The 20,180-nt window shown below is 72.4% G+C and carries 20 protein-coding genes; 2 read left to right on the forward strand and 18 right to left on the reverse strand.

All coding sequences use genetic code 11. The features are described from left to right. Window position 1 precedes the first annotated feature (1 nt). Both D7044_RS31635 and D7044_RS31640 read right to left on the reverse strand, forming a co-directional pair. Window positions 2-1,018 (reverse strand): TerC family protein, encoded by a 1,017-nt coding sequence (locus tag D7044_RS31635; RefSeq protein WP_120682413.1) that lies wholly within the window; start codon window positions 1,016-1,018, stop codon window positions 2-4. A gap of 228 nt (window positions 1,019-1,246) precedes the next feature. Next, window positions 1,247-1,663 carry a DUF2267 domain-containing protein gene (locus D7044_RS31640; RefSeq protein ID WP_120682415.1) on the reverse strand — a complete coding sequence of 139 codons (417 nt, stop codon included), beginning with the start codon at window positions 1,661-1,663 and terminating at the stop codon, window positions 1,247-1,249. 256 nt (window positions 1,664-1,919) lie between these two features. Between D7044_RS31640 and D7044_RS31645 the strand changes: the two genes are divergently transcribed. Further along, on the forward strand, window positions 1,920-2,189 hold the full coding sequence (locus tag D7044_RS31645) for a DUF2795 domain-containing protein (RefSeq protein WP_120691083.1): 270 nt from the start codon (window positions 1,920-1,922) through the stop codon (window positions 2,187-2,189). 271 nt (window positions 2,190-2,460) lie between these two features. Here D7044_RS31645 and D7044_RS31650 read toward each other — a convergent pair whose 3' ends face one another. The 6 genes from D7044_RS31650 to D7044_RS31680 all read right to left on the reverse strand — a co-directional run bounded on the left by D7044_RS31650 (window position 2,461) and on the right by D7044_RS31680 (window position 9,938). Then, window positions 2,461-3,117 carry a hypothetical protein gene (locus D7044_RS31650; RefSeq protein WP_120682419.1) on the reverse strand — a complete coding sequence of 219 codons (657 nt, stop codon included), beginning with the start codon at window positions 3,115-3,117 and terminating at the stop codon, window positions 2,461-2,463. 149 nt (window positions 3,118-3,266) lie between these two features. Then, the gene (locus D7044_RS31655; protein ID WP_120691084.1) at window positions 3,267-4,238 is read right to left on the reverse strand and encodes a pirin family protein; all 972 of its coding nucleotides are present in this window, start codon (window positions 4,236-4,238) and stop codon (window positions 3,267-3,269) included. 249 nt (window positions 4,239-4,487) lie between these two features. Next, entirely contained in the window at window positions 4,488-5,081 is a 594-nt protein-coding gene (locus D7044_RS31660) for a hypothetical protein (RefSeq protein WP_120691085.1), read from the reverse strand. Between the two features lie 1,081 nt (window positions 5,082-6,162). Further along, window positions 6,163-6,795 (reverse strand): hypothetical protein, encoded by a 633-nt coding sequence (locus D7044_RS31670; RefSeq protein WP_120691087.1) that lies wholly within the window; start codon window positions 6,793-6,795, stop codon window positions 6,163-6,165. Between the two features lie 13 nt (window positions 6,796-6,808). Beyond that, window positions 6,809-8,596, reverse strand: coding sequence for a DUF4012 domain-containing protein (locus tag D7044_RS31675; protein WP_233563471.1), 1,788 nt, complete (start codon window positions 8,594-8,596; stop codon window positions 6,809-6,811). A 124-nt stretch (window positions 8,597-8,720) separates the two neighbouring features. Continuing rightward, entirely contained in the window at window positions 8,721-9,938 is a 1,218-nt protein-coding gene (locus D7044_RS31680; protein ID WP_120682255.1) for a glycosyltransferase family 4 protein, read from the reverse strand. Window positions 9,939-10,103: 165 nt separating this feature from the next. Here D7044_RS31680 and D7044_RS31685 point away from each other — a divergent pair, with 165 nt between their 5' ends. After that, a complete protein-coding gene (locus tag D7044_RS31685) occupies window positions 10,104-10,658 on the forward strand; it encodes an arsenate reductase/protein-tyrosine-phosphatase family protein (protein WP_120682253.1) in 555 nt (184 codons plus the stop codon). Here D7044_RS31685 and D7044_RS31690 read toward each other — a convergent pair. The 10 genes from D7044_RS31690 to D7044_RS31735 form a co-directional block, all read right to left on the reverse strand. Further along, window positions 10,639-12,099, reverse strand: coding sequence for a tyrosine-protein kinase domain-containing protein (locus D7044_RS31690; protein WP_120682251.1), 1,461 nt, complete (start codon window positions 12,097-12,099; stop codon window positions 10,639-10,641). The two genes, D7044_RS31685 and D7044_RS31690, sit on opposite strands and share 20 nt — an antisense overlap. A gap of 673 nt (window positions 12,100-12,772) precedes the next feature. Continuing rightward, complete coding sequence (locus D7044_RS31695) at window positions 12,773-12,970, reverse strand: hypothetical protein (RefSeq protein WP_120682249.1); 198 nt, start codon at window positions 12,968-12,970, stop codon at window positions 12,773-12,775. 4 nt (window positions 12,971-12,974) lie between these two features. Then, window positions 12,975-13,298 (reverse strand): hypothetical protein, encoded by a 324-nt coding sequence (locus tag D7044_RS31700; RefSeq protein ID WP_199716852.1) that lies wholly within the window; start codon window positions 13,296-13,298, stop codon window positions 12,975-12,977. Continuing rightward, on the reverse strand, window positions 13,295-13,654 hold the full coding sequence (locus D7044_RS31705; protein ID WP_120691088.1) for a DUF1622 domain-containing protein: 360 nt from the start codon (window positions 13,652-13,654) through the stop codon (window positions 13,295-13,297). The genes D7044_RS31700 and D7044_RS31705 overlap by 4 nt, the downstream gene beginning before the upstream one ends. A 39-nt stretch (window positions 13,655-13,693) precedes the next feature. Continuing rightward, complete coding sequence (locus tag D7044_RS31710; RefSeq protein WP_120682245.1) at window positions 13,694-14,281, reverse strand: TMEM165/GDT1 family protein; 588 nt, start codon at window positions 14,279-14,281, stop codon at window positions 13,694-13,696. Between the two features lie 316 nt (window positions 14,282-14,597). Next, window positions 14,598-15,569: an L-histidine N(alpha)-methyltransferase gene (gene egtD / locus D7044_RS31715; protein WP_120691089.1), complete on the reverse strand. Its 972-nt coding sequence runs from the start codon at window positions 15,567-15,569 to the stop codon at window positions 14,598-14,600. A gap of 54 nt (window positions 15,570-15,623) precedes the next feature. Beyond that, on the reverse strand, window positions 15,624-16,364 hold the full coding sequence (gene egtC / locus D7044_RS31720) for an ergothioneine biosynthesis protein EgtC (RefSeq protein ID WP_120682241.1): 741 nt from the start codon (window positions 16,362-16,364) through the stop codon (window positions 15,624-15,626). Between the two features lie 121 nt (window positions 16,365-16,485). Continuing rightward, complete coding sequence (egtB, locus tag D7044_RS31725) at window positions 16,486-17,823, reverse strand: ergothioneine biosynthesis protein EgtB (protein ID WP_120682239.1); 1,338 nt, start codon at window positions 17,821-17,823, stop codon at window positions 16,486-16,488. Next, on the reverse strand, window positions 17,820-19,055 hold the full coding sequence (egtA, locus tag D7044_RS31730) for an ergothioneine biosynthesis glutamate--cysteine ligase EgtA (protein WP_120691090.1): 1,236 nt from the start codon (window positions 19,053-19,055) through the stop codon (window positions 17,820-17,822). The genes egtB and egtA overlap by 4 nt, the downstream gene beginning before the upstream one ends. Window positions 19,056-19,306: 251 nt before the next feature. After that, complete coding sequence (locus D7044_RS31735) at window positions 19,307-20,167, reverse strand: hypothetical protein (protein WP_199716853.1); 861 nt, start codon at window positions 20,165-20,167, stop codon at window positions 19,307-19,309. Window positions 20,168-20,180 lie beyond the last annotated feature (13 nt).

A 20,180-nucleotide genomic window follows, 5' to 3' on the forward strand; every position in this document is an offset into this window, starting at 1 on the left:
GTCACCGCGACTCGACGACCTCGCGCTCCGGTAACTCCTGCGACCGGGTGGCGCGCAGGCTGGTGATGGTGACGATCGCGAGGACGGCGATGATGACGCCGAGCGAGGCCAGCGTCGGGATCTCCGGCACGCCCTTCCAGATACCGTGCGCCCAGTGCAGGCCGAGCTTGACGCCGATGAAGGCCAGAATGATCGCCAGGCCGTAGCTGAGGTGGACCAGCCGGCTGAGCGCGGCGTGCAGGACGAAGTAGAGCGCACGCAGCCCCAGGAGCGCGAAGGCGTTGGTGGCGAAGACCAGGTACGGGTCCTCGGTGATGCCGTAGACGGCCGGCACCGAGTCGACGGCGAAGAGAATGTCGGTGGCGAGGACCGCCACCACGACCAGCGCGAACGGCGTGAGCGCGCGCCGCCCCGCCTCCCGTACGGTCATCCGGGTGCCGCGGTAGTCGTCGGTGACCGGCATGAACCGTCGCAGCAGGCGGACCGAGCGCATCTTGTTGATGTCCACCTCCTGCTCGTGCCCGGTGAGGGCGTCGCGGAGCAGCTTCACCGCGGTAGCGATGAGGATGATCGCGAAGAGCAGGAAGGCGAAGTCGAGCGTCTCCAGGGCGGCCGCGCCGAGCGCGATGAAGACGGCCCGCAGCACCAGGGCGCCGGCGATGCCGTAGAGCAACACCCGCTGGGCGAGCACGGCCGGCACGGCGAACGCGGCCAGCAGCAGCATGAAGACGAAGAGATTGTCGACGGAGAGCGACTTCTCCACGAGGTAACCGGTGAGGTACTGCACGCCGAGTTCGGAGTCGTAGCGGTTCCAGATCCAGGCGCCGAAGGCCAGCGGCAGCGCAATGTAGAACGTCGACCAGGCGATCGCCTCGCGGAGGGAGACCTCGTGCGGGCGACGGGTGACGAGGAAGTCGAGCACCAGCAGGGCCAGTACGCCACCGATCGTCACCGCCCAGAGAGTGGGCGTGCCGATCGTCGTCAGCTCCGCGGCGGACAGGTACGACAGCTCGGACATGGGACCTCCTCGAACACCGTGCCATGTTCGAGGTCTCCTTCACCCACTTATGTGGGCAACCACCCGAGGCGTGCCCGGCACGCCGTACTGACCGGAATGGTTCGTGGGAAGTACTCCCCTCGCCGATTCAAGGTTAGGTCAGGGTCAATCGTCACGCCAGCCGGGGTCTCGCCGCGTGTCGATGGTTGCCCAGGTCAACCGGGTGCCGCCCCGCCGTGCACCGACGGCTCAGAGACCGCTGCGACGCAGCGTCGCGCCGGGCGCCATGGCCGGCTCCACCATCTCCCGGTAGTCCCGTGGCAGCTGGGTGATCACGTCGTCGAACTCGCCTCCGGTGATCGCCTCGCGCAAGGTGGTGAAGACCGCGCGGGCGCCGTTGCGCGCGGCGGTCTCGTCGACACCGGCGCGCAGCGCGACCCGGGCGACGAACTCGGCCGCCCCGAACCGGTCGGCCGCCTCGGTACGCGGGCTGGGCTTCAGCACCACCTGCAACGGCTTGGGCAGCTGCGCCGCCAGGTCCAGCACCTCGCCCCCGGTCAGCCGCTCGGCCAACGTCTCGAGGGTGGCCGAGCTCAGGGCGACGGCGTCCTCGGAGGATCCCCTCGTCCGCTGTGCCACCTGGTCGATGAAGGTGTCGTAGTTCATCGGTTGCTCCTCGCCGGGCTACGTCGCAGACCACGTACCCGGGGAGCGGCTCCGGAAACGACAGTGGATTCGCCCTCCGGGCGACCCGCGCGGCGGGTCTTCGACCTGCCTCGCCGACCGAGCGTGCCTGGGCCGGTTCGGCGGTTTCCCGGCCGCGCCTCGCCGGGTGATTTTCCCGCAGCACCGGCGTGACGGTCGGGCAGGTGGGTAACCGCCGCCGGTCGTGACCGGATCTATGCCCCGAGGAGCCGACACCATGGCGAGTTACGCCGACGTCCTGCAGTACCTGTCGAGCCTGGACTACCCGGCCGAGAAGGACGAGGTGATCCGGGAGGCCGAGCGGGAGGGGGCACCGCCGGACGTACTGAAGGCGCTACGGGCGCTGCCGCCGGTGGACTACGCCAACGGCAACGAGGTGGCCCGCTCCGCCGGGATCGAGGCCGCGCCGGAGCTCAGCCGCGCCCAGCGCGCGGCACAGGCCCGCGATCCGCACCCGCGGGTGTCCCAGCACCTGCGCGGCATCTGACGATCGCCGCCCGCCGCCACTTCGCCGTCAGGCGACGGCGCACCGCGGGAGCCAAGCTCGCTATCCGAGCAGGCGGGCGCCCCGGGTCACGAACCGCGACCTGGGGCGCCCAGCAGCACCTGCCCGGAGGGCCGGGGCCCGAACCGGGCCCCGCCACCAGACAGTCAGTACGCCCGAACCGGGCGCGGCATGACTGCCTCGATCATCATACAGACCGCATCATCCGAATGGTCAAAAAGCCTGCGACTGTGGGACAGCACACGTCGTCGGTTCAGCTCATTACCTCGGCGTAACGCTTCTCCAGGTCCACTCGGGCCAGCGCACCGACCAGCCAGGCGAACCGTTCGGATTCGCCGCTGCCGGCGAGTCCGGCCAGCTCACCGGCGGAACGGCCGAGCCCGAGCCGGCGGGCCGCGGCCAACGCCCGCCGATCGGCCACCGGAGCCACCTCACGCCAGAGCACCTGCGCCTCGCGAAGGAACAACTCCACGACCTGACCATCCACCCCGGGCAGTTCGGCGAGCAGCTTCCGCTCGACGCGCGGATCGTAGTGCGCCTTGCCGCGCAGCCGGCGCAGATCACCCCGGTACTCGTCGACGACGGTGCGGGCGAGGTCCCCGAGCATGTTCGCGAGCGCGTCGACGTCCCCGCGCTGACCGGCGTCGCGCAACACGCGTACCCGACTCTCGTGCAGTGAGCGGGCCAGCCGGGCGGCGCTGTCCCATCCGGTGTCCCGCAGTGCCTGCGCGCTCTCCACCGCACGGCGGAAGTCGCCGCGCCGGGACAGCAGCAACGACAGGTAGAGCAGCTGGAAGAGGCTGGACGGATTGTTGGTGACCTGGAAGCCGTACTGTTCGGCGAAGCCGCGTCCGCTGCCGGCGAGCCGCCGTACCAGGCGCTTCTTGTCCTCGATGCTGGAGATCGGCATGGCTGCGACTACCCGCGCCGCCACCGGTCACACTCGCCCGGCGACGACGCGGGGCGGGGCGGGGCGACCGGAGACGGCGCGGACGGGGTGGGGCGGCGACTGCGCGGCGCGGGGCGGACTCCGAGCAGGCCGGAGCGTCGCGGGGCGGATCAGCCGTGCACGTCACCGCTGCGGTCGCGGGCCTTGAGCCGGGTGGTCGGCAGCTCCGGCGCCGGCAGCGGCGGCGCCGAATCGTCGGCGACCACGCCGAAGCGGCGGCCGGCCGACCAGTCCTCACGAGCGGCCACCACCTCCTCGTGCGAGCGCCCGACGAAGTTCCACCACATGACGAGCGGCTCCTCGAAGGGCGCGCCGCCGAGCAGCATCAGCTGGCTGCCGGCCGTGCCACGCAGGTTGAGCTGGTTGTGCCCCAGGCCGAGATAGAGCAGGGCCCCCGGCTCGACGGACACCCCGTCGACCTCCGCCGCGCCGGACATCGCCAGCAGCCCGTACTCGAAGTCGGGCCGCAGCGGCATGGCGACCGGCGCCGAGCCGCTCAACTCCAACTGCGCGCCGACGAGCGGCGTGTGCACCACCGCCGGCGACCGCTCCCCCGCGATCTCGCCGACCAGCAGGGTCGTCTCCAACTCGCCGTCGCGCCAGCGCGGCAGGTCGGCGTGGTGGGCGAAGTCGGCCGCGCCGGCCCGCGCGGGGTCCGGCAGCGCCACCCAGAGTTGGACGCCGTGCATCACCGGCGGGTGCGCCTCGGGTGACCGCTCCGAGTGCGCGATGCCGTGACCCGAGGTCATCACGTTCAACTGACCGGGCCGGATCGGCTGGACGCTACCGAGGCTGTCCCGGTGCACGATCTCGCCGTCGAGCAGCCAGGTGACCGTCTGCAGGCCGGTGTGCGGGTGCGGCGGCACCTCCATGCCGGGCCGCTGCGCCACGTCGTCCGGCCCGAAGTGGTCGACGAAGCACCAGGCGCCCACCATCCGCCGCTGCCGCTGCGGCAGCAGTCGCCGCACCGTCGTGTATCGCCCCAGCGGCACGTCGTGACCGGGCAACAGCACGCTGCCGGGATCGACCGCGGCCACTCCAGGTGATCGGGTCTCCGCCGGCCAGGTTTCCGTACGCTTCACCGCCCGACTGTACGCTCCGCCGCCGCGCAGCCGAGCGTCTTCCCCTGCCCGTCGATGGCACGCCCCATACCGTCCGGGCTCTGTGCCGTCCAGTCCTCGCCGGCGGCCGGACGGATACCGGGCGGCGGCAGTCGACGGGCCGCGGCGGCGCGACACCGGCTCGGCCGGGGGTCGCGGGGATGCCGCTGGCCGGCACCCGTGTTGGGTGCCGGCCAGCGGTCAGGTCCTGCTCTGCGGTTGTTGTAGTCGTCAGCTGTTCCAGTACTGGCCCACCAGGTCGGCGGCCTGCTGCTCCCACTGCGCGTACGCGTCGGGGTAGGCGGAGACCTGCACGGTCTGGGCGGCGTCGGTCAGCGGCATGTCCTGCCAGCCGTCAACCTGCTTCAGACCCTTCAGGAACGCGGTGGTCGAGTACTGCGGGTCGGTGATCTGCTCCGGCGTGCCCCAACCCGAGGTCGGGCGCTGCTGGAACAGGCCCAGCGAGTCGTGGTCGTTGGCGTCACCCAGGTGACCCAGGTTGTGCAGCTTCGACTCCTGCAGGCTCGTCGCGATCGAGATGACCGCGGCCCGCTCGTTCATGTCCGACTTCTTCGTGGCGGCGATGATCGCCTTCACGTTGGCGGTCTGCTCGTCGTCGAGGTTGATGCGGGACTGGGTGCCGTGGGTGCCGTTGGGCATCAGCTTGCCCTTGTCCACACCCGGCTTGTCAGCCTGCACGACAGCGACGGGCTTGGCATCCACCGCCGGGGTGGCGGCGTGGGCGGCGACGGGGCCACCGATGACACCACCGGCGAACGCGAGACCAGCGATACCGAGAACGCTCTTACGCATGATCGTGTTCATGTCAAAGCTCCTTCGGGGGTGATGACCCACACCCGGGGGGGGTGTGCAGGTCAGCGCCACGCTCGGGCGCTTCAAAAAAGGGGAAAAGTCTGTGGTCGGTCGGCGCCTGCGCGAACCGGGGGTGTTCGCGGGGCCGGGGTCTCGGGGTGAGGCGGGGGGCTTCACCACGCCGGGACGGTGTGCAACGACCGGCGGCCCGCCACCATTCCCGGCGACCCACACCCTCAGAACCGGGCCACACGCCGAGCGGCGGGCCTGCTACCTCGGCCGTCGCGGGTGTTCAACGCCCCCGACCCCGCCACGATTCCACCCCCAGGGTGCCACCGGTCACACCCCACACCCGCCCAAACCACCCACCAACCCACAGCCACACCCCGACCCGGCCTCCCACAAACCGAACAACCAGCCCGATTCACCCCCGACGACCGATGGTCCACACGAGCTCCATGAAGTCGCGGCATCCACCCACCCCGGACACCCCGACCTCACGGAAACCGAGTCGATCAACCGCGAACGCGTACGACGGAGGCGCGACGTCGCCCCGGAGACTCCCCGGCCACCGGCGAGACCCGCCCAAGGTCCACTCGAGGTCCATGAAGTCGCCGCATCCACGCACGCCGGACACCCCGACATCACGGAAGCCGAGTCGATCACCCGCCCCACGACGGTGACCGAACCAGACACCGCACCCCGGGACTCCCCCATGCCCAGGAACCTCCCGCGCCCGGCCAAACCTCGACGAAGGTCCGTCAAGATCAATGGAGTCTCGGCATCCACCCACCCTGGACACCCGGACCTCACGGAAACCGAGTCGATCGCCCGCCCCACGACGGTGACGGAGCACGACACCACACCCGCGTGACCCCCACCCAGCGACCCCCCACCCAAGGTCCACTCGACCTCCATGAAGTCGCCGCATCCACCCACCCCGGACACCCCGGACCTCAAGGGAGCCGAGTCGATCATCCGGGTGGGCGGCGCGGGGTCGAGTCGGCCGGCGGGCATGAGCTGGCGCCCGCCGGAGGAGTCCGACGGGCGCCAGCTTCAATTCATGCCCGGGCTTCGCCCGGACGGTCCTGCATCAGTGCGACCCCATGAAGCGCTGACGGCGGCGCCACGCGAAGGTCAGGAGCAGGAGCACCGCACCGGCGCCGACCAGGCCACCACCGACCTTCATCGGGGTGCCGAGGCTGTCACCCGTGACGGGCAGCGGCGGCGGCTGGACGGGGTCGTCCACCCGCAGCTGCGTGGTGGCGACGCGGCGGGAGGTGGCACCCGTCGCGGTGAAGGTCAGCAGACCGGTCACCGACGGCTTGTACTTCCGGGTGAACTTGCCGTTCCCGTCCGTGTAGGCGCTGAAGGTCAGCGGCGCGGCGGCCTGGTAGGCGACCGGTGCCATCGCGACGGTGGTGCCGTCGCTGCGGCGGGCCGGCGCCTGGTTCGCGGCGGGGGCCGCGAGCGGCCTCACCGTGACGACGATGTTCACCGTCTCCGTGGCACCGAAGCCCAGTCCGGTGAGCAGGACCGTCTGACCGAGGTTGATGGCCGGTCGGTTGACGGTCAGCGTCGGCTGCGGCGTGTACGGCGGTGGCTGCGGTGGGTCGGTGGTGACGCCTGGCGCCGGCGGCTGCGGCTGTGCCGCCCCCGCTGCCGTCGGCACGGTCACCACGGCCAGACCGACCGTGAGTGCCATGATGATGCGGGATAGCCGCATGGTTGGTTCCCTCCTACTGGTCACAGCTTGGTGCGGTATCTACTTGGGTGGTCCATGGGGTGGCCATGGGCGTGAGCCACAGCTCGGCCTCGCCGGTCGCGGTCTTCTTTCCGGTCAGGACGGTGACCTCCAACGTCCGACTCGTACCGGGCCGGACGTCGACGCTCGCCGTCGCGGCCTGGCGACTGCGTTCGGTGCCGCTGCCGACCGCCGTCTCGGCACCGTCGAGCCGGGCGTCGAGCACCGCCCCACCCGTTGGTGTGAAGATCGAGACAAGCGTGCGGACCGTGTACGGGTCACCCGCCATGCCGAGGCCGAGAACCGACTCACTGAGACCGGTTTTCGGCGCCGTGGACTGGAGCGTGACCCGCAGTCGGAGCTCGCGGCGCCCGTCGGATCGGCATTCGCCGACCGTCAGGGTGGCCGCCGGCCGCAGGTAGTAGCCGAGCTTCGCGCCGCTGCCGTCGTTGAGGAACACGCCGACCGTCGGCACGGTGTCCTGTTCCGGAAGGGCGCCGGCCAGCCGGCTGTCGCCGAACTGTCGTTGCTCCTCCGGGCGGGCACTCCAGAACAATATCCGGCGTTCCGTGACAGCACGGTCAAATGCGGACAACAACGCCTTCGGGTCCACATTCTTCGTGAAGAAGGCGTCGAACACCGCAGCCGCCGCCGCCGAGAAGAAGCCGTCCTGTTTCTCCGGTTCGAGACGCTGGTACGACTCGTTGAGCAGCGTCCGCACCACCGTGTCGGAGGCGAGCGGCACCCCGCCCGGGACCATCACCGGCCCGGTCGCCTTGAGCAGGTAGGAGAGCACGACGGGGTCCACGGCGAGCACCCCGTCGACCTTCGTACCGGTCTTGCGGCGGAACATCTCGCCGTAGAGGGCCGCGGCGGTCGGGAAGTGCGGCGTCAGGTTCACGTCCGCCGGATACATGCCCGGCAGATCGGCCCAGAGCGCGTGGACCTCCTTCGGCACGGGCAGCGGCGGGTTGAACCGCCCCAGCGAGGAGCTGCTGCCCTGCCGTCCCATCTGGACCCGGCCGTTCTTCGCCTCGATCACGGCGTACGCGCCGAACATGCCGCCGGTGGCGCGCAGCTCGGCCGGGTTCTGCGAGACCAGCAGGTAGCGTCGCGAACCGTCGGCGCCGAGCAGCGTCGGCAGCAGGCGCGCGCCCTGGTCGGCCGCCGCGGTCATCGTGGCCAGACGGTCGATCTCGTCCCGCAGGTCGGTGAGGGCCTGGCGCACCTGGCTGACCAGGCCGCCGGCGGAGACCTCGGCCAGGTCCTGCCGGGTCTGCTGGATCGTCTGGTTGACGGCGGTGAGGTCGGCGGAGACGGCACGCAGCCGACCGACGTCCAGCCGCCCCTCGTTCGGGACCAGGTTGGCGAGGTCGACGCGGAGCAGGGCCGGAAAGGCCTTCCGGGCCAGATCGTCGACGCCCACCGCGATCTGCCGGACCGCGCCGAGGTCGTCGCCCGCGAACGGCGTGTGCCGGCCGAGCGCCCACCCGGGGTCGCCGGTCGCCGACCGGGCCGCGCCGGCCTGCTCCTGGAGAGCGGCGAGAGTGCGCTGGGCACGTTCGGCGTCGCCGCCGACGACCTGGGCGCTGAGCTCCCGCGCCAGTCCGGCGGCGTTGAGCAGGTGGGCCCGCGCCTGCCAGCCACGGAAGCCGACCCAGCCGCCGGTCAGCAGCAGCAGGGATCCGGCCACGAGTGCGGCGAGCAGTGCCCGGCGCAGGCGGGCTCGCCTGCGCCGGCGGGACCGGCTGCGCCGTCGCCGCGGTCGTTCGCTCTCCGTCACTCCACACTCCCCGTTGCCGGAATCGGACAGAAGTCCCATTACTCCGCTGTTCTTAACACCCGTCGCACACGAATCGTGACGTTTCGACGGATCTTCATCGATAGGCGAGGTTCGTTCGGGTGACTCAGGCTGTCGCGCGGTTTCGCGCCACCTCACGCAGCAGCCGCTCCATCCGGTCCACGCCGGCCGGCAACGACATCTCGCGCAGGTACGCCTCGCGCCCCCGCCGTCCCATGTCGACCCGGGCGGACGGCGGGATAGTGGCGGCCAGCCAGAAGCGGTCGGCGAGGCTCGCCCAGTCCTCGGGTTGGCAGGAGAGCCCGGCCCGCGTCCGCTCCACCAGCTCGGCGGTGTCCCCACCTGCGGAGACGACCACGGGCGCGGCGCAGGAGAGCGCGGCCTGCAGCTTGCCGGGGACGGTGCCGCGCAGCTCGGGCAGGTCGCGCAGCATGACCAACTGGTAGTCCGCCGCGGCGTAGAGGTCCGGCATGTCCAGCGGCGAACGCCGCTCGACGAACCGGACGTTCTCCGCCCGCAGCTCCGCGGCGAGCCCCCGCACCCGCGGTTCGTCCGCGCCGGAGCCGACCAGGACCAGGTCCATGGAGCGGTCCAGCTCCGCCGCGGCCCGTACCGCGGTCTCCAGCCCCTGCCGGGCGCCGATCGTGCCGGCGTGCATCACCACGCAGCGCCCGTCGCGGCGCACCAGCCGGTTGGCCTCCGCACTCGGGCGCGCCGGCTGGAAGATCCGCTCGTCGGTCCAGTTGAGCACCACCGAGACCCGCTCCGGGTCGGCGCCCGCGGCGACCACGAGGTCCCGCATCGACGGCGCGACCACGGCGATCCGGTCCGCGGCGCGGAAGGCCCGGGTCATCGCGGCGGTGAGCCGGGCCGTCCACCGCCCGTCACCCCCCGCGGCGTCCTCCGGCCAGACGTCCTGTACGTGCAGCACCGTGGGTACCCGACCGATCAGTCGGGACACGCTGACGGCCGCGAAGCTGGTGGCAGGGAGCTGGAAGACGTAGAGCACGTCGATGCCGGCGAGGAAGCGCCGAGCCACCAGCGCCGCGCTACCGGCGAAGGTGAGGTAGCTCGCCATCCGGGCGCCGGTGGAGGGTTCCCCGGTGGCTACGTACTTCGGCACCCGGCGTACGGAGAGCCGATCGTCGCGGGTCCGGTGCCGCCATCGCTGCCGCCAGCCCGGGTACACCTGCCCGCCCGGGTAGTCCGGGAAGCCGGTCAGGACGCGCACCTCGTGCCCCCGGGCCGCCAGCTCCTCGGCGAGGCTGCCGGGGATGAAGGCCGGCTCCGGCGGGAAGTGGTACGACAGGATCCCGATCTTCATCCGCTCGTCACCGCCCTCCGGTTCCTCCGCCCCGGCGCGGCAGCAGGACCGGCGGCCACGGGACGCGCGTACGATTCGGGCAACCCCTCCGCGTCCGGCAGCGACCGCCGGCGCTGTCCCGTCGTGGTCCCACCGGCTGCGGCGGTACCGACGAGAGGGGTTCTGATGACCGACCGGGTGCTCTTCGTCTGCCACGCCAACCTGTGCCGCTCCCCGATGGCCGAGTACCTGGCCCGCAAGGTGCTGGCCGGACGACCGGTGACCGTGCAGAGCGTGGGTACGGACGCGGTGGCGGGTCTGCCGATGCACCCGTACGCCGCCGACCTCGCGGCGGAGACCGGTGCGGATCCGACGGACTTCCGCAGCCGGCGGCTGAACGCCGAGCACCTGGCCGACGCCACGCTGGTGCTCACGGCGACGCGACGCCAGCGCTCGGTCTGCACGGCGTTGGCGCCGTCGGCGCTGCACCGGACGTTCACGCTGCGCCAGTTCGGCAGACTCGCCGCCGCGGCGGAGCCGCCCGAGGACCCGGCCGGCGACCCCCTGCGCGCCGCCGTCCAGGCCGCCGCCCTGGCGCGGGGGCGGCTGCAACCCGCCGCCCCCGGCACTGACGACCTTCGGGACCCGATCGGCGGCACCGCCGCCGACTTCCGCCGTTGCGCCGAGGAGATCGAACGGTCCATACGACCCCTCGCCGCGCTCATCGTGGCAGCCGGGTGAGTTCCTGTGTGTGATCGCTGACGGCGTTCGGCTCACCGCTGTCGCTGTGTCGCGCGGTCTTGGGCCGCTCGGCGGGCGCCTCGGCCAACTCCGTCGTGGCGACCACCCGGTACGCCTCGTACTGGTACGCCTCGGCCTTCGGCATCTTGGCCATGTTGAGCACGCAGCCGAGGAGCCGCACCGAGACGGCGTGCAGCGCGCGGGACGCGGCGGCGACCTGAGTTCGCGAGGTCCGCCCCTGCTGGCTCACCAGCAGGGCGCCGTCCGCCTGGACCGCCACGACGACGCCGTCGGTCACCGCGAGCAGCGGCGCGGTGTCGATGATGACGATGTCCGCGGACTCGCGGAGGGCGAGCAGCAGGTCCGCCATCGCCTTCGAGCCGAGCAGCTCGCTCGGGTTGGGCGGGGCGGAGCCGCTGGGCAGCACCAGCAGCGACTTGTCGCCCCAGCGCTGCACGACGTCGCCCACCTGGACGTCGCCGACGAGCACGTCGGTGAGACCGACGCCGGCGTCGATGCCCAGGTAGTCGTCGACCTTGGGTCGGCGCAGGTCGGCGTCGACGAGCAGGACCCGCCAGCCCGCCTCGGCCAGGGCGATCGCCAGGTTGCAGGAGAGAGTCGTCTTCCCCTCTCCCTGGAGCGCGCTGGTGACGGCGATGACCCGGGCCGGCTCGTGCACGTCGACGAAGCGCAGGTTGGTACGCAGCTTGCGGATCGCCTCGGCGCGGGACGAGTTGGCCGCTTCGCCGACGATCAGCGGTGCGGACCTGGCGCCGGTCTCGAACGGGATCTCACCGAGCAGCGGGCTGCCGGTGGTCCGCTGGAGGCCGGCCGCGTCGCGCAGCCGCACGTCCGCCACGCCGCGCAGGATGGCCAGGCCGACCCCGAGCACCAGGCCGATGAGCCCGCCGAGGGTCAGGTTGCGCACCGGCTGCGGCGACACGGGGCTGGAGCTGACCCGGGGACCGCTCACGATCTCGATCTTGATGGGGGCCTTGCCCTCCGGCGGCGTCTCGACCGTCTGCACGAGTTCGACGAACTTGGCCGCGAGCGTCTCGGTCACCTTCAGCGCCCGGGCCTGGTCGGTGTCGGTCACCGCCGCCCGCAGCAGGACGGTGCCGGCCTCGGTCGAGGTGCTGACGCTCCGCTGCACCTCCTCGGCGGTCCGGCCCACGGGGTTCTCGGCCACCACGGTCTGCGCGAGCCGGTCGCTGGTCAGCAGGTCCGCGTAGGACTTGACGCGCTGCTGGAGGAAGAGGCCACCCTGGTAGGCGTCGGTGACTCCCTGGTTGGGCGTGGTGACGAAGAAGGTCACCGAGGCTTCGTACCGGGGCTGGGCCCGGACGGTGAGGAACGCACTGGCGCCCAGGGCCACCATCACGGTGACCAGCGCGACCCACCAGTGCCGACGCACGTGGCGAAGTTGGCGGAGCAGGTCCATCAGGTGCGCCTCCGTACCGGACCGGTATCGCCAAAGAACTTCACGAAAACCCCCAAGGTCGTCCGTAACTCGTGAAACCATTAAAGCGGCTCATGCGGCTTATGTCCGGAGTTATGTGTTTTCTGTGACGAGCCGTGTGCCCGAATTACCAACCCGGGAAAGACCCATTCGGCATCGGGCGCGCTGGTGGAAAAGTCGGTGACCGCCCGACAGCGGCTGCGGGACGACCCGCATCGCCCCTCCGGCGCCGCTGGGTGACGAATCCGCGACGGGGGTCGTCGGGGCCTCCGCACCTCCTGGCCGGAGCGACACCCGGACGAACTTCCAGGCAGGCGGACGCCGCGACACGCGACGCCTGTCGGCCGTCACGACAGCGCGGAGCGGATGAGAGACCGGAGCCGCCCGGCTGCTCGGCCTCATCTCGATCGATCTCGCCGCAGGCGGCGACAGATCGCGAGAATGGTCGTGCACCGCGGTCGACCGGCGTCGGGACGGCGTTCTTTCACTCCCCGGAGAGTCCCGCCAGGCCGCCAACCCCCGGGGGATCACGGCAATCGCGCAAGGCGCCCGAAATCACCGCGCCGCACGACGTGCCGAAGTCGACTCGCCTCAGGGAAAGTCGGGGCGTCCCCGACTTCGATGAACTCGAAAACGATCAAGCCGCGGGTACGGCTCAGCGGCGCCGCTCGGTCCCGTGCTCGTCGTCGGTCTCCTCGTAGAGGGCCTCGGCGGCCGGCTCCGTGAGATCGTCGCCCGGGACCGCCACCTGTTCGACCCGGTCCTGCTCGTCCTGCTGCCCGCGCGGCGGCGGTTCGGGCGCGGTGGGGTCGCCGGCGAAGCCGTACTCGTTGGGCTCGTCGTGCCTGCTCATCCGGTCACCCTCCCGATTTCTCCCGCTTCGCCTCTACCGCCAACCGTAAGTGGTGATCGTTGCTCCCGCAGCGAGGCGGGGATTGTCGGCGGGGCCACGGGCCGGCGACGTTGAGCGAGGCCCACACCAGCTGGCGCAGCACGATGATGATCGCGGCCGCGGCCAGGGCGGTCCAGCTACGGCCGGTGGCGAGCCGCAGCAATCCGGCGGCGGTCAGCAGGTCCAGCAGCACCCGTACCGCCAGCAGCGCCCGACCGGTTCCGACCAGCACGACCGCCGCGCAGAGCAGCGCCAGCCCGGTCACCACGCCGACCAGCAGCGTCGTCACGCGCTCTCCCCATCGCTCACCTGCTGCTTCTCCTTGCGGATCTCCCGCCCGAGGAAGTAGTTGAGCAGGGTCCGAATGGTGGCGATCGCGGCCAGCTGACCGACCTGTTCGAAGGTCGGCGACACCGCCGTACGCAGAATGTCCGCGGCGAGCTGGAACTCCAGGCCGAGCGTGAGGAACCGGCCGAGGCTGAGCCGGATCGGGGTGAAGATGGCGGCGGTGCGGTGCCGTAGCCCCTCGACCACGAACCGCACCGCCGCGAGGACCGCCCCGACGAAGATGATCAGAGCGCCCGCCACCTCCACCACGCCGACCAGGACCTCGTCGGCGTGGCGCAGGAACCCCTCCACGTCCATCCCGGGCCGTTACCCGGCCATGGCAGGGGTAGTCGATCCTCAGGTCAGCTCGGCGACGGCCTCGAGGATGAGCCAGAGGCCGGAGATCGCGAAGAGCGCGGCCGCACCGTACTGGATGGCCTTCTCGGGAAGCCGACGACCGAGCATCCGCCCGACCAGGATCGCCAGCGCGTCGGCGACGACCATGCCGATCGTGGAGCCGATCCACGTACCGACCCAGCCGTGCTGGGTCGCCAGGGTGATGGTGGCGAGCATCGTCTTGTCCCCCAGCTCGGCGAGGAAGAACGCCACGCCGACCGTCAGGATCGCCGACTTGGTCGCCTTCTCCGCCTTACGCCGCTCCTCCTCGGTCAGGGAGTCGCCCCGCAGGGTCCAGGCGGCGAAGCCGAGGAACGCGACACCGGCGATCAGCGAGATCCAGTCCGTCGGCAGCACCGAACCGAGGCCGACGCCGATGGCCACCGACGCGAGGTGCACCACCGCGGTGGCGACCGTGATGCCGATCAGCACCGGCACCGGCTTGTATCGCGTGGCGAACGCCAGCGCCATCAGCTGGCTCTTGTCCCCCAACTCGGCGACGAAGATGACGCCGAAGCTGATGACCAGCGCGGCGAGAAATCCCTCCATGACATCCTTCCCGATCATGCCGGGAGGAGGTACAGGGGTGCCCTCGACCCGGCTGTCACAGCCTGAGTCGAAGGTCTCGCCCGCCCCACCGGAAGCAGGGCCGCCTGGCCGGATGCGCGAGGCACCAGTATGTCGACCACGACGTTGGGGGCTACTCCCCTTCGCGGGACCGAGCTTAACCGACCGGCGCTGCCGCCTGCGGCACGGGTCATCGCGTCCGGTCGAAACGCCCTGGCCCGGTCGGGCGATCGCCGACCACTGCTGCGGACGACCGAGCCGCGCCGGCCGACGGCGATCGCCGCGCCGCGCGGGCGGATCACACCGCTCGGGCCAGCGTGACGCCGAAGAGCCCGTTCGGGTCGGTCCAGAACGCCCGACCGGCGAACTCCGCGGCGTCGAGCTCCGCCGCCACACCCTCCGGACGGAACTTCGCCGAGATCTCGGTACGCAGCTCCTCTCCGGCGGCGAACGCCACCTCCAGGTCGAGGCCGGGGATCCGCACCCGCATCGGCCGGTCCGCGCGCAACCGCATCTCGATCCACTCGCACGCCGCGTCCCAGCGCGCCACGTGGGTGAACGCGGCAGGGTCGAAGTCCGCCCCGAGCTCACGGTTGATCACCCGCAGCACGTTGCGGTTGAACTCGGCGGTCAGTCCGGCGGCGTCGTCGTACGCGGGAACGATGATCGACGGGTCCTTGACCAGGTCCGTGCCGAGCAGGAGCCAGTCGCCGGCCTCCAGGGCGGCCCGCATCGCGCTTAGAAACGCCGCCCGCTCGTCGGGGAGCAGGTTGCCGATCGTGCCGCCGAGAAACAGCACGAGTCGCCGCCCACCGGTGGGCAGTCGGTCCAGGTGCCGGGTGAAGTCCCCGACGATGCCGCGTACCCGCAGGCCCGGATAGTCGGCGGCGATCCGTGCGGTCGAGGCGCGCAAGGCGCTGGCCGAGACGTCCAACGCGACGAAGGTGCCCAGCCCGCCCCGGTCGGTGAGGGCGTCCAGCAGGAGCCGGGTCTTCTCCGACGAGCCGGATCCCAGCTCGATGAGCGTCTTGGCGCCGGTCAAAGCCGCGACGGCCGACGCCCGGCGCGCCAGCACGGCACGCTCGGCCCGGGTCGGGTAGTACTCGGGCAGCCGGGTGATCCCCTCGAAGAGCTCGCTGCCCCGGGCGTCGTAGAACCACTTCGGCGGCAGCCACTTCGCGTCGGCGGTGAGCCCGAGGCGGACGTCCTCACGCAGCCCCCGTGCCAGGTCCTGCTCCTCGAGGTGGATCTCCAGCGGCTCGGCGCTCATCTGACGGCACTTCCCTTCCCATGGATGGACCTTGCACAGGCACCGGGGGCGTGCTCAGGTGAGCGGGCGCAGCCGCACCCGGCCGGGGACGGCGCTCACCAGTTGACCGTCGGGCAGTTCGCGCCAGCCGGGCTCCTCGTCGTGCGGCTCGGAGGCGAGCAGCACCGCGTCCGGGCTCTCGCGCACCGACAGCGCGTGCCCGAGGACGCTGGCGACCACGGCACGGCCATCGGTGAGCAGCACGTTGAGTCGGGATCCGGGGGCGGCCTCGGCGACCGCTCGCACCGTCGCGGCCACCGCGTCGGCCGCGTCCGCGCCACCGCGCAACCGGTGCCGTACCAACGCCCAGAGCAGCGCCGAGTCGGTGGTGGCGTCCAGGGTGAGCAGGTCGCGTACGGGCAGCTCGGCGGCGAGCGGCACGACCGTGTCCGGCCAGCCCCGGATCACGCCGTTGTGGCTGAACAGCCAGCGCCCCTCGGAGAACGGCGCCGCCGCGTCGTCGAGCACCGCCATGCCGACGGTGGCGGAGCGGACGGCGGCCAGCACCGCGCCGGCCGAGGTCACTTCGGCCAGCTGCGCGATCGTCGGGTCGCTCCAGATCGGCTGGGCCCGCCGGTAACGCACCGGCGCACCGTCACCGGGGTACCAGCCGATCCCGAAGCCGTCGGCGTTGATGGTGCCCCCGCCCCGCATGTCGCGCGGCGCCCACGCCTGGCGGACCAGGGAGAACGGCGGCTCGAACAGCAACCGCGCGAGGGTGACCGGCGGCCCGAGATAGACGAGGTGTCGGCACATCAGGCGGCTCCGCCACGGGCCTCGGCCGGGCCCGTACCCACGGCCGGGCCCGTACCCGCGGTCGGAGCCGGGCCCACCGCCGACCGCTCCGGCGAGGCCGGCCGAGGCCGTCGGAGCCCCGTCACGACCGCGACTCCTCCGGCCGAGCGTCCCGGGCGCAGCGGAACCCGCTGAAGATCTGCCGGCGGATCGGGAGGTCCCAGTTGCGGAAGGTCCCCCGGCACGCCACCCGGTCGGTACCGAACGAGCCGCCGCGCAGCACCCGGTAGTCGTCGCCGAAGAACACCTCGGAGTATTCCCGGTACGGGAAGGCGGTGAACCCCGGATGCCCTCGGAAGTTGGTGGACGTCCACTCCCAGACGTCCCCGATCAGCTGGTGAACGCCGAGCGGTGACGCCCCGTCCGGATACGCGCCCACCGGGGCGGGCCACAGGTGCCGCTGGCCGAGGTTGGCGTGCGCGGCGGCCGGGTCGTCGTCGCCCCACGGGTACCGGCGGGAGCGTCCGGTCGCCGGGTCCCACCGGGCGGCCTTCTCCCACTCCGCCTCGGTGGGCAGGCGCTTTCCCGCCCAGCTCGCGTACGCCTGCGCCTCGTACCAGCAGACGTGCACCACCGGCTCGTCGTCACGCACCGGCGCCCACCGCCCGAACCGCCGGTAGGCCCAGCCGTCGCCGTCACGACGCCAGTGCAGCGGTGCGGAAAGCCCGGCCGCCATCCGGTGCGCCCAGCCGGCGCTGCTCCACCAGCGCGAATCGTCGTACCCCCCGGCGGCGACGAACCGCTGGTACTGGCCGTTGGTCACCGGGGCCGCGTCGATGACGTACGCGGGCAGCTCCACCGGGTGGGCCGGGCGCTCGTTGTCCAGCGCCCACGGGTCGGTGTCGGTGCCCATGGTGAACGGGCCCGCCGGGATCAGCACCTCACCGCCGACCGGTGCCCGCGGTTCGGGCGGCGGCGGCGCGTGCAGCACGGCCGGGCCGGCGCGCAGCTGATGGGTGGCGAGCATCGTCTCGTCGTGCTGCTGCTCGTGCTGCACGATCATCCCGAACGCGAAGCCCTCGGCCACCAGCCGCCCGTGCGTGAACCGAACCCCGTCGAGCAGGTCGTAGACCTTGTTCCGGACGGTCGACACGTAGGCCCGGGCCTCGGCCGGAGGCAGCAGCGGCAGGGACGGGCGGTCCTTGCGCGGCTGCTTGAACGCGTCGTAGAGGTCGTCGATGTCCTGCCGCACGGGTGGCCGGCCACCCACGTCGCGGACCAGCCACAACTCCTCCTGGTTGCCGACGTGCGCGAGGTCCCAGACCAGCGGGGACATCAGCGGCGAGTGCTGCCGCATCAGGTCGGCGTCGTCGACCACCTCGGTCAGCAGCGCGGTACGGGCCCGGGTGCGGTCCAGCTCGGCCGCGATGCGGGCCCGCAGCTGCTCCGTTCCGAGCCGGTCGATGCTCGTGTCGGTCACCGGTCTCCTCCCTCCGCGGCGGCTCGTCGCCGTCGTACGCCTCGGTGGATCTCGTCGGTCAGCTCGGCCGGCAGGTCGAGCCGGGGCAGCGCCGCGAGGGCCAGGTCGAGCAGGTGCGCCGCGGCGGTGGCGAGCGCCCGGTCGGCGAGTCCGGCGCGGGCCGCGTCGTGCCACCGGTGCGCCACCGGCGCGCTGACCAGGTATGCGGCGTGCAGGGTCGCCGGATCGGCGAAGAGGGCCGCCAGCACCGCCAGCGGGATCATCCAGTCCCGGCCCGGCTGCGCGTCGAGGTAGCGCAGTTCGAGGTAGCCGCGCGGTCGTACCGGCGGGAAGAGGGTGCTCACGTGGTAGTCGAGGTCGTCGGTGGTCGGCGGCCTCGGTAGCGCACCGGCGAGCCAGTCGGCGAAGGTGACGTCGGGCGGGGGTGTCCAGTCGGGCCCGGCGGTGCGCAGGCACAGCAGCGGCGCGGCGAGCACGTAGCGGGTCCACGCCGTCACCGGGTCGTCGTCGGGTCTTGCCGGGGACCAGACCGGGCCGGTGCGGGCCGGGTCGGTCGAGAGCCAGGCCGCCATGCGGAAGGAGGCCCAGCCGGTGCCGCGCCCGGCGTGTCGATCGGCCGTGGCGAAGGCCGCGACCAGCGGCGGCCCGACGGCGTGCGCCACGGCCCAGCGCAGCGGCACCTGCTCGGGTTCACCCGCGTCGAGGCAGACCTGCAGGCCGGCGGTGCAGTACATCATCGTGCGGCCGGCTGCGCCGCCGCGGTCGAACACCCGGCGCATCGCCCGGTAGCGGGGCGTCTCCAGGACGGACTGCGGCTGCCGGTAGGGGTCGATGCCGGTGCCGCCGAGGGTCAGCCCGGCGCGTTCCAGCAGGCCGGTCACCTGCGCGATGTCGGTCTCGGTGGCGCGGATGAGCGCGCCGATCGAGGTGTGCGGCGGAGTCGAGAGCTCCACCTGGCCGCCCGGTTCGAGGCTGACCGCGCTGCCGCGCCGCAGCGGCTGCGCCGGGCTCGCCTCGTCGAGCGTCACCGGGCTGTGCCGCCCCAGCGCCGCCCGCAGCCGTGCGGGGTCGACCGGGCGGGCGGGGTCGGCGACGTCGTGCACGGTCCATTCCAGCTCCACGCCGGTGCGGACCGGCGGGCCGGTCTTGAAGCAGATGCGGGCGAGGTGACGGGCCGCCGCCCCGGACTCGTGCAGGATCGCTCCGCGATCGAGCTCGGGTGGCGTCGTCATCGGTCGGCCCCCTCCCGCACCGGCATCCGGACCGGGTGTCACCGTAGCGGCACCCACCGACACCGCGGGCCGGTCTGCGGGCCCGTCAACCCCTGTCTAGCAGACCGTGGCGGAACGGCCGGTGCGAACAACCGCGCCGGACACCACGGTCGCGGGCGTACGCCGCGACCACGGCGCTGGGCGACGACGACGACGGACGACGGACGGTCCGCACGACACCGGCGCGGCCCGGCGCCGCCGACCCGCCCTGCTCAGCCCACCGGCAGGGCCGACGCCGGGCCGCTCCCGTTGCCCTTGCCGTCGCCCTTGTCCTTGACCTTGCCCTGGTCGTCGCCCTGGTCCTTGTCCTTGTCCTTGACCTGGTCGTCGCCCTGGTCCTTGTCCTTGTCCTTGACCTGGTCGTCGCCCTGGTCCTTGTCCTTGTCCTTGACCTTGCCCTGCCCGTTTCCGGGCTCGGCGGGGACGGGCGGCGGGGACGGCCTCCCGGCCCGTGCCGGTTCCTGGCAGTACGCCTCGACCTCGCCGACCCCGCCGGCCGCCTCGACCAGCGGGCGGAACGAGGGAGTGGTGAGCGCCTTCTCCCGCTGGGCCGGCTTCTTGGCCAGGTACGCCGCGCACAACCGGACCGCCGGCTCGTCCTGCTCGGGGCCGCCGGAGGACCGCTCGGGGTCGGCGCTCGGCGCCACGTCGGGCCGTGCGTCGGTGGAGGTGCTCTCGGCGGGGCGGGACTCCGGGCGGCCGGTGACGGGCGCCGGGCTCACCGGGACGGGCGGCGCCGGCGGTTGCTCCAGGGTGACCGCGGCGAAGGCGACCCCGGCCGTCGCGGTGACGAGCAGGCCGGCGGCCCAGGCCAGCGCGCCCGCGGTGAGTCGGCGCCGCCGTGGCGGGCGGAGGGTCGCCGGCGTCGCGCGGGCCGCCCGAAAGGCCGCCAGCGCGGCCTGCTCCCCGTCGAGTTCGTGTGCACGGGCCGGCGCCGCCGCGGCGGCGAGCAGCTCCGCGAGCGGATCCGGCGGGCCGTCCGCCTCGGCCGGCTCGCCCGCCCGGGCCGCGTCGAGAAGCCGATCGGCCTCCGCGCGGTCGGCGAGCCGATCCGGCTCGCGACCGTCACTCATCCTGAATTCCCCC

Origin of the sequence: Micromonospora musae (assembly GCF_003626635.1) — a bacterium.
Lineage (GTDB): Bacteria > Actinomycetota > Actinomycetes > Mycobacteriales > Micromonosporaceae > Micromonospora > Micromonospora musae.